A 13754-nucleotide genomic window follows, 5' to 3' on the forward strand; every position below is an offset into this window, starting at 1 on the left:
AGCTGTTTTTTGTAGGGTTAATGCTTGCTGCCCCCTTGAAGCCGGATTTTGCGGCCCCATATAGCTGGGCAGAAGTGCGAGTCAGGCTCGCAGACGATATTGAAAGGAGAATTTTATGGCTGACGAACAGACAGTGGATACGCAAAACCCAGACGCCAACCAGGCGCCCGAGGCTTCGGGTGTAGACCTGGCGGCTCGTGTACAAGTGCTCGAAGAGCAACTGGCAGGCGCGCAGGATCAGGCTTTGCGTGTAGCCGCCGATCTGCAGAACGTCCGCCGTCGCGCCGAGCAGGATGTAGAAAAGGCTCACAAATTCGCCCTGGAAAAATTCGCCGGCGACCTGCTGCCGATCATCGACAGCCTGGAGCGTGGTCTTGAGTTGTCCAGCGCGGATGACGAAACCATCCGTCCGATGCGTGAAGGTATCGAGCTGACCCTGAAAATGTTCCAGGACACCCTGAAACGTTATCAGCTCGAAGCCATCGATCCGCACGGCGAACCGTTCAATGCCGTGAAGCATCAGGCAATGGCCATGCAGGAAAGTGCTGACGTCGAGCCGAACAGCGTGCTCAAGGTGTTCCAGAAGGGCTATGAGCTCAATGGTCGCCTGCTGCGCCCGGCGATGGTCGTGGTCAGCAAGGCTCCAGCGCCAGTTTCGCCTTCTATTGACGAGCAGGCTTGAAATTAGCCGCAAGGCCCCCATTTAGAAGTCAAGCGTTTAAGTGCTACCGCAGATGGCCACAACCACTGCGGCAACCAAATCCAAAGTTTCGGGAGAGTGAACATGGGCAAAATTATCGGTATCGACCTGGGGACTACCAACTCCTGCGTCTCCGTGCTGGAAAACGGCACCGCCAAAGTTATTGAAAACGCCGAAGGCGCGCGTACTACGCCTTCGATCATTGCTTACGCCAACGATGGCGAAATCCTGGTTGGCCAGTCCGCCAAGCGTCAGGCAGTGACCAACCCGCATAACACCCTGTACGCGGTGAAGCGTCTGATTGGTCGTCGTTTCGAAGAAGACGTCGTACAGAAAGACATCCAGATGGTCCCTTACAAGATCGTCAAGGCTGACAACAACGATGCCTGGGTAGAAGTGAACGGCCAGAAAATGGCTCCGCCACAAATCTCGGCTGAAATTCTGAAGAAAATGAAGAAGACCGCCGAAGACTACCTCGGCGAGCCAGTGACCGAAGCGGTAATCACCGTTCCGGCCTACTTCAACGACAGCCAGCGTCAAGCTACCAAAGACGCCGGCCGCATCGCGGGTCTGGACGTTAAACGTATCATCAACGAACCGACCGCAGCTGCTCTGGCTTACGGTATGGACAAGGCCAAGGGCGACCACACTGTGATCGTTTACGACCTGGGTGGCGGTACTTTCGACGTTTCCGTGATCGAAATCGCTGAAGTCGACGGTGAGCACCAGTTCGAAGTACTGGCGACCAACGGTGACACCTTCCTGGGTGGTGAAGACTTTGACATTCGTCTGATCGACTACCTCGTCGACGAATTCAAGAAAGAAAGCGGCATGAACCTCAAGGGTGACCCGCTGGCAATGCAGCGTCTGAAAGAAGCCGCTGAAAAGGCCAAGATCGAGCTGTCTTCCGCTCAGTCGACCGACGTGAACCTGCCGTACATCACTGCAGACGCCACCGGTCCTAAGCACCTGAACGTGAAGATATCCCGCGCCAAGCTGGAAGCTCTGGTGGAAGACCTGGTTCAGCGCACCATCGAGCCTTGCCGCATCGCCATGAAAGATGCCGGTATTGACGCCGGCAAGATCAATGATGTGATCCTGGTTGGTGGTCAGACTCGTATGCCACTGGTTCAGAAGCTGGTGACCGAGTTCTTCGGTAAAGAGCCTCGCAAGGACGTGAACCCTGACGAAGCCGTTGCCGTGGGTGCTGCGATTCAGGGCGCCGTTCTGGCGGGTGACGTGAAAGACGTTCTGCTGCTGGACGTGAGCCCGCTGACCCTGGGTATCGAAACCATGGGTGGCGTGATGACCGCGCTGATCGAGAAAAACACCACGATTCCTACCAAGAAATCGCAAGTGTTCTCGACTGCCGACGACAACCAGGGTGCCGTGACCATTCACGTGCTGCAGGGTGAGCGTAAGCAAGCGGCTCAGAACAAGTCCCTGGGCAAGTTCGACCTGGCCGAGATTCCACCAGCACCGCGTGGCGTGCCACAAATCGAAGTGACCTTCGACATCGACGCTAACGGCATTCTGCACGTAGGCGCCAAGGACAAGGCCACTGGCAAGACTCAGTCGATCGTGATCAAGGCCAACTCCGGTCTGTCCGACGAAGAGATCGAGCGCATGGTGCGTGATGCCGAGGCTAATGCCGAGGAAGACCGCAAGTTCGAAGAGCTGGCCGCTGCCCGTAACCAGGGTGATGCACTGGTTCACTCGACTCGCAAAATGGTCGCTGATGCTGGCGACAAGGTGAGCGCTGAAGAGAAGACTGCAATCGAGGCTGCTGTAGTTGCCCTGGAAGCCGCCGTAAAAGGCGACGACAAGGCTGCTATCGAAGCCAAGGTCGAAGAGCTGTCCAAGGTCTCCGCGCCAGTCGCTCAGAAGATGTACGCCGAGCAGGCTCAGCCGGCTGAAGGCGCTGCACCGCACGCTGAGTCGGCTGAAAAGGCAGATGACGTTGTCGATGCCGAGTTCGAAGAAGTCAAAGACCACAAGTAAGTTGTTGGTCGGCCGGTTGACTGCCTTTGGGCGGTGACTGGTAGGATGTCGCCGCGCGGGAGCCTGCTCCCGCGTTGGCGTGTCTGGAGTACACGAATTTTTACAGCATGCGACAACGCTCGGATGCTGATGGTATGGCCGGGAATGCTCCTGCTTTTCGCGCCGAAAATACCGCAATGAACCAAAGACCAGGATCGTTGAATCGACGTGAGTTGGGTCCGGGCCTGTATTGGGGCTCAACGAGTTTGGCGAAGCTCAGGAGAGGTTGGCCGAACGTCCTCAAGAGTGCAGAAGACATATGGCAAAGCGTGACTATTACGAAGTATTGGGTGTTGAGCGAGGCTCAAGCGAGGCGGACCTGAAAAAGGCTTACCGTCGCCTGGCGATGAAGCACCACCCGGACCGTAATCCCGATGACAAGGCGTCGGAAGAGAAATTCAAGGAGGCCAACGAGGCCTACGAAGTGCTGTCCGATTCCAGCAAGCGTGCGGCCTACGATCAGTACGGTCACGCTGGCGTCGACCCAAGTATGGGTGGCGGCGGTGCCGGCTTCGGCGGCCAGAACTTCTCCGACATCTTTGGCGATGTCTTCAGTGATTTCTTCGGTGGCGGTCGCGGTGGTTCCCGTGGAGGCGCTCAGCGCGGCAGCGATTTGCGTTACACCCTGGAACTGGATCTGGAAGAAGCGGTGCGCGGTACGACGGTGAATATCCGCGTTCCAACATTGGTCAACTGCAAGCCTTGTGATGGTTCGGGTGCCAAGAAAGGCTCCTCGCCGGTCACTTGCCCGACTTGTGGCGGCATTGGCCAGGTACGCATGCAGCAGGGCTTCTTCTCGGTGCAGCAAACCTGCCCGCGTTGCCATGGCCAGGGCAAAATCATTTCCGATCCGTGCGACTCGTGCCACGGCGAAGGTCGTGTCGAAGAGTACAAGACTCTGTCGGTAAAAGTGCCGGCGGGTGTCGATACCGGAGACCGTATTCGTCTGTCGGGCGAGGGCGAGGCGGGTGCTCAAGGCGGCCCGACTGGCGACCTTTATGTCGTGATCAATGTGCGTGAGCACTCGATCTTCCAGCGTGACGGCAAACACCTGTTCTGCGAAGTGCCAATCAGCTTCGTTGATGCGGCGCTGGGTGGCGAGCTGGAGATTCCGACCCTCGATGGTCGGGTCAAGCTGAAGATTCCTGAGGGAACTCAGACCGGCAAGCAGTTCCGTGTGCGTGGCAAGGGTGTCGCGCCCGTGCGAGGTGGCGGTGCTGGTGATTTGATGTGCCGTGTCGCGGTCGAGACGCCGGTCAATCTGAGCCGCCGTCAGCGCGAAATGCTGGAAGAGTTCCGCAGTTCGCTGGCTGACGATAACAGTCATTCACCGAAAACCACGGGCTGGTTCGAAGGCGTGAAGCGCTTCTTCGGCGATTTGTAAGGAGGCAGGCATGCGACGTATTGCTGTGATGGGCGCCGCCGGGCGCATGGGCAAGACCTTGATCGAAGCGGTGCATCAAGCGCCGGGTGCTGGTTTGACGGCGGCGGTTGATCGTCCTGACAGTACGCTGGTCGGTGCCGATGCCGGTGAGTTGGCGGCGCTGGGTCGTATCGGTGTGCCGCTGTCCGGTGATCTGGATCGAGTGGTTGACGAGTTCGACGTGCTGATCGATTTCACGCACCCGACAGTGACCCTGAAAAATCTCGCCTTCTGCCGCAAGCATGGCAAGGCAATGATTATCGGCACCACCGGTTTCAGTGTTGAAGAGAAGCAGTTGCTGGCGGAGGCGGGCAAGGATATTCCGATCGTCTTCGCGGCTAACTTCAGTGTCGGTGTGAACCTGTGTCTGAAGCTGCTCGACACTGCTGCTCGCGTGCTGGGCGATGATGTCGATATCGAAATCACTGAAGCTCACCACCGGCATAAAGTCGATGCGCCATCGGGTACGGCAGTGCGTATGGGTGAGGTGATTGCCGATGCGCTGGGTCGAGACCTGAAGAAGGTGGCGGTTTACGGTCGTGAGGGGCAGACCGGCGCCCGTGATCGCGAAACAATTGGCTTTGCCACTGTGCGTGCCGGTGACATTGTGGGTGATCACACTGTGTTGTTTGCTGCTGATGGCGAGCGCGTCGAGATCACTCACAAAGCCTCCAGTCGCATGACCTTCGCCAAGGGCGCGGTGCGTGCGGCGCTTTGGCTCGATGGACGTGTGCCTGGCCTGTACGACATGCAAGACGTGCTCGACCTGCGTTAACATCTGCCTGAAATCGGGCTCGAACCCGTGTTTGAGCCCGGTTTTGCACTGCCAAGCGACGACCTGTCGCATTCTCCGGCCTTTCGGGCTCATTGGCGGTAGACCAAAAAACCATTTTTCTGTAAGCTACAGCTTTAGTGTGTCCACTAAAAGCGCGCAGAATAATTCAGTGAAGAAGCGGGGTGACGTGTCCATACGTCACTCCGCTTTTTTACAACCTGCGATCGCCCTTTCAGGCTTTATTTACGGGAGGTCTTCTTGACTAAGCCAGCCATACTCGCCCTTGCTGATGGCAGCATTTTTCGCGGCGAAGCCATTGGAGCCGACGGTCAGACCGTTGGTGAGGTCGTGTTCAACACCGCAATGACCGGCTATCAGGAAATCCTTACCGATCCTTCCTACGCCCAACAGATCGTTACCCTGACTTACCCGCACATCGGCAACACCGGCACCACGCCGGAAGACGCCGAGTCGAACCGCGTATGGTCCGCTGGCCTGGTTATCCGTGACCTGCCACTGGTTGCGAGCAACTGGCGTAACACGATGTCCCTGTCCGACTACCTCAAGGCCAACAATGTTGTAGCCATCGCCGGTATCGACACTCGCCGCCTGACGCGCATCCTGCGTGAAAAAGGCGCACAGAACGGCTGCATCATGGCCGGTGACAACATCTCCGAAGAAGCCGCCATCGCCGCAGCCCAGGGTTTCCCTGGCCTCAAGGGCATGGACCTGGCAAAAGTCGTCAGCACCAAGGACACCTACGAATGGCGTTCGACGGTCTGGGATCTGAAGACCGACAGTCACGCGACCATTGAAGCTGCCGATCTGCCGTACCATGTCGTGGCCTACGACTACGGTGTCAAGGTGAACATCCTGCGCATGCTGGTCGAGCGCGGTTGCCGCGTGACCGTGGTGCCTGCGCAAACGCCGGCTGCCGATGTGTTGGCAATGAATCCGGATGGTGTGTTCCTGTCCAACGGCCCTGGTGATCCGGAGCCTTGCGACTATGCCATCCAGGCGATCAAGGACGTGCTGGAAACCGAAATCCCTGTATTCGGTATCTGCCTGGGTCACCAACTGCTGGCCCTGGCCTCCGGCGCCAAGACCCTGAAGATGGGTCACGGCCACCACGGTGCCAACCACCCGGTCCAGGATCTGGATACCGGCGTTGTGATGATCACCAGCCAGAACCACGGTTTTGCGGTGGACGAAGAAACCCTGCCAGCCAACGTTCGCGCGATCCACAAATCGCTGTTCGACGGCACCCTGCAAGGGATCGAGCGTACCGACAAGAGCGCCTTCAGCTTCCAGGGTCACCCTGAAGCCAGCCCTGGCCCGAACGACGTAGCGCCACTGTTTGATCGCTTCATCAACGAGATGGCCAAGCGACGCTGATCGCTCGCCCTGATGTAGCGAAGCTTGAGGGCGGTCCCGACACCGGCGGCCCCCTCAAGTCTTCAGAGATTGAACAAGACGGCTTGCCGACTGACCTGCGGATTTGAGTGACAAACCCATGCCAAAACGTACAGACATTAAAAGCATCCTGATTCTTGGCGCTGGCCCGATCGTAATCGGCCAGGCCTGCGAATTCGACTACTCCGGCGCCCAGGCCTGTAAAGCGCTGCGCGAGGAGGGCTACCGCGTCATCCTGGTGAACTCCAACCCGGCCACCATCATGACCGACCCGGCCATGGCCGACGCCACCTACATCGAGCCGATCAAGTGGCAGACCGTTGCCAAGATCATCGAAAAGGAGCGTCCGGACGCGCTGCTGCCGACCATGGGTGGCCAGACCGCTCTTAACTGCGCCCTGGACCTGGAGCGCGAAGGCGTCCTGGAGAAGTTCGGTGTGGAAATGATCGGCGCCAACGCCGACACCATCGACAAGGCCGAAGACCGTTCGCGTTTCGACAAGGCCATGAAGGCAATCGGCCTGGAATGTCCGCGTTCCGGCATCGCCCACAGCATGGAAGAAGCCAATGCGGTCCTCGAGAAGTTGGGCTTCCCGTGCATCATCCGTCCGTCCTTCACCATGGGCGGCACCGGTGGCGGTATCGCTTACAACCGCGAAGAGTTCGAAGAAATCTGCGCCCGTGGTCTGGACTTGTCGCCGACCAAAGAGCTGCTGATCGACGAATCCCTGATCGGCTGGAAAGAATACGAAATGGAGGTTGTCCGCGATAAGAAGGACAACTGCATCATCGTCTGCTCCATCGAAAACTTCGACCCGATGGGCGTGCACACCGGTGACTCGATCACCGTGGCTCCTGCGCAGACCCTGACCGACAAGGAATACCAGATCCTGCGTAACGCCTCCCTGGCGGTACTGCGTGAGATTGGCGTGGAAACCGGCGGTTCCAACGTTCAGTTCGGTATTTGCCCGGACACTGGCCGCATGGTCGTCATCGAGATGAACCCACGTGTGTCCCGCTCCTCGGCACTGGCTTCGAAAGCCACCGGTTTCCCGATCGCCAAGATCGCCGCCAAGCTGGCTGTCGGTTACACCCTGGACGAGCTGCAAAACGATATCACCGGTGGTCGTACTCCAGCGTCCTTCGAACCTTCGATCGACTACGTCGTCACCAAGCTGCCACGTTTCGCCTTCGAGAAGTTCGCCAAGGCTGACGCACGCCTGACCACGCAAATGAAGTCGGTCGGTGAAGTCATGGCCATCGGCCGTACCTTCCAGGAATCCCTGCAGAAAGCTCTGCGCGGTCTGGAAGTTGGTGTTTGCGGCCTGGACGAGAAGGTTGATCTGAGCAACCCGGAAAGCATGGGTGTTCTCAAGCGCGAGCTGACCGTGCCGGGCGCCGAGCGTATCTGGTACGTGGCTGACGCAATGCGCGCCGGCATGAGCGTTGATGACATCTTCGGCATGACCATGATCGACCGTTGGTTCCTGGTGCAGATGGAAGATCTGATCAAGGACGAAGAGAAGGTCAAGACCCTGGGCCTGACCAGCATCGACCGTGACCTGATGTTCCGCCTCAAGCGCAAGGGTTTCTCTGATCAGCGTCTGGCCAAGCTGCTGGGTGTGACCGAGAAGAGCCTGCGTGCCCATCGCCACAAGCTGGAAGTGTTCCCGGTCTACAAGCGCGTCGACACCTGCGCCGCCGAGTTTGCTACCGACACCGCTTACCTGTACTCCACGTACGAGGAAGAGTGCGAAGCCGCACCATCGGGTCGCGACAAGATCATGATCCTGGGTGGCGGTCCGAACCGAATCGGCCAGGGCATCGAGTTCGACTACTGCTGCGTACACGCGGCACTGGCCCTTCGCGATGACGGGTACGAGACCATCATGGTCAACTGCAACCCGGAAACCGTTTCCACTGACTACGACACTTCCGATCGCCTGTACTTCGAGCCGGTAACCCTGGAAGACGTGCTGGAAATCGTTCGCGTTGAGAAGCCAAAAGGCGTGATCGTCCAGTACGGTGGCCAGACGCCGCTGAAACTGGCTCGTGCCCTGGAAGCTGCTGGTGTGCCAATTATCGGCACCAGCCCAGACGCCATCGACCGCGCCGAAGATCGTGAGCGCTTCCAGCAGATGGTCCAGCGCCTGAACCTGCGTCAGCCGCCAAACGCCACCGTGCGTAGCGAAGACGAGGCGGTACGTGCTGCGGCAAAGATCGGTTACCCGCTGGTAGTGCGTCCGTCCTACGTATTGGGCGGCCGGGCGATGGAAATCGTCTACAAGGAAGAAGAGCTCAAGCGTTACCTGCGCGAAGCGGTGCAGGTGTCCAACGACAGCCCGGTGCTGCTGGATCACTTCCTGAACTGCGCGATTGAAATGGATGTGGACGCGGTCAGCGACGGCAAAGACGTCGTGATCGGCGCGATCATGCAGCACATCGAACAGGCTGGCGTTCACTCCGGTGACTCGGCTTGCTCCCTACCGCCGTACTCGTTGCCGGCGCACATCCAGGACGAGATGCGCGAACAGGTCAAGAAAATGGCCCTGGAGCTGGGCGTGGTCGGCCTGATGAACGTACAACTGGCGCTGCAAGGCGAAGACATCTACGTCATCGAAGTCAACCCGCGTGCTTCCCGTACCGTGCCGTTCGTATCCAAGTGCATCGGTGTTTCTTTGGCGATGATCGCGGCACGTGTGATGGCCGGTAAAACCCTGAAAGAGCTGGGTTTCACCAAGGAAATCATCCCGAACTTCTACAGCGTGAAAGAGGCGGTGTTCCCATTCGCCAAGTTCCCTGGCGTTGACCCGATCCTCGGCCCAGAGATGAAGTCGACGGGCGAAGTAATGGGCGTGGGCGATACCTTCGGTGAAGCATTTGCCAAGGCCCAGATGGGTGCCAGCGAAGTGCTGCCGACTGGTGGTACTGCCTTCATCAGCGTGCGTGATGACGACAAGCCACTGGTTGCTGGTGTGGCTCGCGATCTGATCAACTTGGGCTTTGAAGTGGTTGCCACTGCCGGTACTGCCAAGCTGATCGAAGCCGCAGGTCTGAAAGTGCGCCGTGTGAACAAGGTGACCGAAGGCCGTCCGCACGTGGTCGACATGATCAAGAATGACGAAGTCACCCTGATCATCAACACCACTGAAGGTCGCCAGTCGATCGCTGACTCTTACTCCATTCGTCGCAATGCCCTGCAGCACAAGATTTACTGCACCACGACCATTGCTGCTGGCGAAGCGATCTGCGAAGCGCTGAAGTTCGGTCCTGAGAAGACCGTACGTCGCTTGCAGGATCTACACGCAGGATTGAAGGCATGAGCATAACGAAGTACCCAATGACTGTTCAGGGCGCTCGCGCCCTGGAAGAAGAACATGCTCACCTGACCAAAGTCGTACGTCCGAAGCTGAGCCAGGACATCGGTACGGCCCGTGAGTTGGGTGACTTGAAGGAAAACGCCGAATACCACGCCGCTCGTGAGCAGCAGGGTATGGTCGAGGCGCGGATTCGTGACATTGAAGGCCGCATGCAAAATGCTGTGGTCATCGATGTCACGACTATTCCTCACACCGGAAAGGTGATTTTCGGTACGACTGTGGAGATCGCTAACGTCGAAACCGATGAAAGCGTGACCTACCAGATCGTTGGTGAGGACGAGGCTGACATCAAGCTCGGCAAGATCTCTGTCGGTTCGCCTATCGCCCGCGCCTTGATTGCCAAGGAAGAGGGTGATGTGGTTGCGGTCAAAACGCCAGGTGGCGTGATCGAGTATGAGATTGTCGAAGTTCGTCACATCTGAAGGTCGGCGCCCGCTTCGTGCGGGCGCCATGCTTTGGCAACTGGCCCAGATGCTCTGGGTCGGCGGCTTGTGGTTGTTGCAACTCGGCTTGCAGCCGATGCTCGGGCGAATAGGCCTGGCGCCGCTGTTGGTCGACGAAATTGCATCGATTTTATACGCCATGGCGGTAGGGATTGCCGCGGTGTGCGTGGTTCTTCAAGTTCTGGTGCTGATTCAGTTCGAAGGCGTCGCCAGTCTTTGGCGGGATATTCGCGGGCAACTGCTATTGATGGCGCTGTATGCGTGTGCGATGTACTTCGCAATGCATATCGGCTGGCCGGAGGCGGGGCGTTGGCGGGTATTCAGCTACCTTGTGCTGGGCTTTTCAGGGCTGCTGCTGGTGTTGCAGTCGGTGCCGGGGTGGAGTGGCAGGGTGCGCGAAGCACACCCTTGACCCTTGCCATCACTTGAAGCGATGGACGTTCGACAGCTGTTTGTTGACGCTGAAATTCTTGCGGTAAATCAGTGCCATCTTGCCGATGACCTGAACCAGATCCGCCTTGCCGACTTTGCACAGCTCTGCAATGGATGCCAGGCGCGATTCGCGATCCAGGATGTTGAGCTTGATCTTGATCAGTTCGTGATCCGCCAATGCGCGTTCAAGTTCGGCTAACACACCTTCAGTCAAACCGTTGTCAGCCACAATCAAAACTGGTTTCAGATGGTGGCCAATGGATTTGTACTGTTTCTTCTGCTCTTGAGTGAGCGGCATAATCTGACCCTTTCGTCTGGATTCTGTAAAATGGCGGCCATTTTACCCGAGGGCTCGCGGATCCGCCCAATTAATCACGACCCTTATCATCGAGGTGCCCAATGGCGCGTTCCAAGACAAGCCTTGGTTGGCTGAAAAGACATGTCAACGACCCCTATGTGAAGCAGGCGCAGAAGGATGGCTACCGCTCGCGTGCGAGTTACAAACTTCTGGAGGTCCAGGAGAAATACAAGTTGATCCGTCCGGGCATGAGCGTTGTCGACCTCGGCGCGGCGCCTGGCGGTTGGTCGCAGGTCACTAGCCGGCTGATTGGTGGTCAGGGGCGCCTGATCGCGTCGGATATCCTGGAGATGGACAGTATTCCGGACGTGACTTTCATTCAGGGAGACTTCACTCAGGACGAAGTGCTCGCCCGGATTCTTGAAGCGGTGGGTAATTCGCAGGTGGACCTTGTGATTTCCGATATGGCCCCCAATATGAGTGGTACGCCTGCCGTGGATATGCCAAAAGCCATGTTTCTTTGCGAATTGGCACTTGATCTGGCGGAGCGGATTCTCAAGCCGGGTGGTAATTTCCTGATCAAGATTTTTCAGGGCGAAGGGTTCGATATTTACCTGAAGGACGCTCGTAAGAAATTCGACAAGGTCCAGATGATCAAGCCGGACTCTTCCCGTGACAGTTCCCGCGAGCAATACATGCTGGCCTGGGGCTATCGCGGTGGTAGCGAGTAACACGAGTTTTTTTGCGGGGTGATAGGTTTTTCGTATTTCGCCCTGCGTGCATAAGCGAATATTGTGTAGAAAGTGTTTCACAAAGGGTTACAGACGGCGCCTGCCAGAGCTGTAGGTAATGTAGTAAGTTAGGCCGGTGAATATCATGCGAAGCGCGCGCCAGTAGCGGAGCTTGCTTCAGAGGGTAGTTAATTGAACGATATGGCAAAGAATCTGATCCTGTGGTTGATCATCGCGGCAGTCCTGGTGACGGTGATGAACAACTTCTCCAGCCCTAACGAGCCGCAGACCCTCAACTATTCCGACTTCATCCAGCAGGTCAAGGATGGCAAGGTCGAGCGCGTCGCCGTCGACGGCTATGTGATTACCGGCAAGCGCAACGATGGCGATAGCTTCAAGACCATTCGTCCGGCGATTCAGGATAATGGCCTGATCGGTGACCTGGTCGACAACCACGTTGTGGTCGAAGGCAAGCAGCCTGAGCAGCAAAGCATCTGGACCCAGCTTCTGGTGGCCAGCTTCCCGATCCTGGTGATCATCGCGGTGTTCATGTTCTTCATGCGCCAGATGCAAGGCGGTGCGGGCGGCAAGGGTGGGCCGATGAGCTTTGGCAAAAGCAAGGCGCGCCTGCTGTCTGAAGATCAGGTGAAAACCACCCTGGCTGACGTTGCGGGTTGCGACGAAGCCAAGGAAGAAGTTGGTGAGTTGGTCGAATTCCTGCGTGATCCAGGCAAGTTCCAGCGTCTGGGTGGCCGCATTCCCCGCGGTGTGCTGATGGTCGGTCCTCCGGGTACCGGTAAAACCTTGCTGGCCAAGGCGATTGCCGGCGAAGCCAAGGTGCCGTTCTTCACCATTTCCGGTTCTGACTTCGTCGAAATGTTCGTCGGTGTCGGTGCCAGCCGCGTTCGCGATATGTTCGAACAGGCCAAGAAGCACGCGCCCTGCATTATCTTCATCGATGAAATCGACGCCGTTGGTCGCCACCGTGGCGCCGGCATGGGCGGCGGTCACGATGAGCGCGAGCAGACTCTCAACCAGTTGCTGGTAGAGATGGACGGCTTTGAAATGAATGACGGCATCATCGTGATTGCGGCGACCAACCGTCCTGACGTTCTTGACCCTGCACTGCTCCGTCCGGGCCGTTTCGACCGTCAGGTTGTAGTGGGTCTGCCGGATATCCGTGGTCGCGAACAGATTCTCAAGGTCCACATGCGCAAAGTGCCAATGGGTGACGATGTGGCTGCGGCCGTTATCGCCCGTGGTACCCCAGGCTTCTCCGGTGCCGACCTGGCGAACTTGGTGAACGAGGCGTCTCTGTTCGCTGCCCGTGCAGGCAAGCGCATCGTCGAGATGAAAGAGTTCGAACTGGCAAAAGACAAGATCATGATGGGCGCAGAGCGCAAATCCATGGTCATGTCCGAGAAGGAAAAGCAGAACACTGCTTATCACGAAGCGGGCCACGCCATCGTTGGTCGCGTCGTGCCTGAGCATGATCCGGTGTACAAGGTCTCGATCATCCCGCGCGGTCGCGCGCTGGGCGTGACCATGTTCCTGCCGGAAGAAGACCGTTACAGCTTGTCCAAGCGTGCCTTGATCAGTCAGATTTGCTCGCTTTACGGCGGTCGTATCGCTGAAGAGATGACTTTGGGCTTCGACGGTGTAACCACCGGCGCCTCCAATGACATCATGCGTGCGAGTCAGATTGCGCGGAACATGGTGACCAAGTGGGGCCTTTCCGAGAAACTCGGTCCATTGATGTACGCCGAAGAGGAAGGTGAAGTCTTCCTTGGTCGTGGCGGCGGTGGCCAGAACGCAAGCTTCTCGGGTGAGACCGCGAAACTGATCGACTCCGAGGTCCGCAGCATCATCGATCATTGCTACGGCACGGCGAAGCAGATCCTCACGGATAACCGCGACAAGCTCGACGCCATGGCTGATGCGTTAATGAAGTACGAAACGATCGATGCCGAGCAGATCGACGACATCATGGCAGGTCGTACACCTCGCGAACCTCGTGATTGGTCGGGTGGTACAGGCACTTCCGGAACTCCTCCGGTAGTGCAGGATGAGCGTCCACAAACACCTATCGGCGGTCCGGCTGCTGACGTTTAAGGTTTGAA

At 57.8% G+C, this 13754-nt stretch carries 11 protein-coding genes; 10 read left to right on the forward strand and 1 reads right to left on the reverse strand.

Annotated features, from left to right (window positions below; translation table 11 throughout):
• The first annotated feature begins 115 nt into the window (after nucleotides 1-115).
• From grpE to DKY63_RS23495, 8 genes are all read left to right on the forward strand, one after another.
• Nucleotides 116-682 (forward strand): nucleotide exchange factor GrpE, encoded by a 567-nt coding sequence (gene grpE / locus DKY63_RS23460; RefSeq protein WP_110966282.1) that lies wholly within the window; start codon nucleotides 116-118, stop codon nucleotides 680-682.
• Nucleotides 683-784: 102 nt separating this feature from the next.
• Entirely contained in the window at nucleotides 785-2701 is a 1917-nt protein-coding gene (dnaK, locus tag DKY63_RS23465; protein WP_110966283.1) for a molecular chaperone DnaK, read from the forward strand.
• A gap of 298 nt (nucleotides 2702-2999) precedes the next feature.
• Complete coding sequence (dnaJ, locus tag DKY63_RS23470; protein ID WP_110966284.1) at nucleotides 3000-4124, forward strand: molecular chaperone DnaJ; 1125 nt, start codon at nucleotides 3000-3002, stop codon at nucleotides 4122-4124.
• A 10-nt stretch (nucleotides 4125-4134) separates the two neighbouring features.
• Nucleotides 4135-4938 carry a 4-hydroxy-tetrahydrodipicolinate reductase gene (gene dapB / locus DKY63_RS23475; protein ID WP_110966285.1) on the forward strand — a complete coding sequence of 268 codons (804 nt, stop codon included), beginning with the start codon at nucleotides 4135-4137 and terminating at the stop codon, nucleotides 4936-4938.
• Between the two features lie 258 nt (nucleotides 4939-5196).
• Nucleotides 5197-6333: a glutamine-hydrolyzing carbamoyl-phosphate synthase small subunit gene (gene carA / locus DKY63_RS23480; RefSeq protein WP_110966286.1), complete on the forward strand. Its 1137-nt coding sequence runs from the start codon at nucleotides 5197-5199 to the stop codon at nucleotides 6331-6333.
• A 118-nt stretch (nucleotides 6334-6451) separates the two neighbouring features.
• Nucleotides 6452-9673, forward strand: a complete 3222-nt coding sequence (gene carB, locus DKY63_RS23485; protein ID WP_110966287.1) for a carbamoyl-phosphate synthase large subunit — start codon at nucleotides 6452-6454, stop codon at nucleotides 9671-9673.
• Between the two features lie 2 nt (nucleotides 9674-9675).
• Nucleotides 9676-10152: a transcription elongation factor GreA gene (greA, locus tag DKY63_RS23490; protein ID WP_096515573.1), complete on the forward strand. Its 477-nt coding sequence runs from the start codon at nucleotides 9676-9678 to the stop codon at nucleotides 10150-10152.
• A gap of 28 nt (nucleotides 10153-10180) precedes the next feature.
• Complete coding sequence (locus DKY63_RS23495) at nucleotides 10181-10585, forward strand: MFS transporter (protein WP_110966288.1); 405 nt, start codon at nucleotides 10181-10183, stop codon at nucleotides 10583-10585.
• Between the two features lie 9 nt (nucleotides 10586-10594).
• Here the strand turns inward: DKY63_RS23495 and DKY63_RS23500 are convergent, their stop codons facing one another.
• Nucleotides 10595-10903 (reverse strand): YhbY family RNA-binding protein, encoded by a 309-nt coding sequence (locus tag DKY63_RS23500; protein ID WP_007942889.1) that lies wholly within the window; start codon nucleotides 10901-10903, stop codon nucleotides 10595-10597.
• Nucleotides 10904-11004: 101 nt separating this feature from the next.
• Between DKY63_RS23500 and rlmE the strand changes: the two genes are divergently transcribed.
• Nucleotides 11005-11634: a 23S rRNA (uridine(2552)-2'-O)-methyltransferase RlmE gene (gene rlmE, locus DKY63_RS23505; RefSeq protein WP_110966289.1), complete on the forward strand. Its 630-nt coding sequence runs from the start codon at nucleotides 11005-11007 to the stop codon at nucleotides 11632-11634.
• Between the two features lie 201 nt (nucleotides 11635-11835).
• Nucleotides 11836-13746, forward strand: a complete 1911-nt coding sequence (gene ftsH, locus DKY63_RS23510; RefSeq protein ID WP_110966290.1) for an ATP-dependent zinc metalloprotease FtsH — start codon at nucleotides 11836-11838, stop codon at nucleotides 13744-13746.
• Nucleotides 13747-13754 lie beyond the last annotated feature (8 nt).

Origin of the sequence: Pseudomonas putida, from assembly GCF_003228315.1 — a bacterium.
GTDB classification, from domain to species: Bacteria; Pseudomonadota; Gammaproteobacteria; order Pseudomonadales; family Pseudomonadaceae; genus Aquipseudomonas; species Aquipseudomonas putida_S.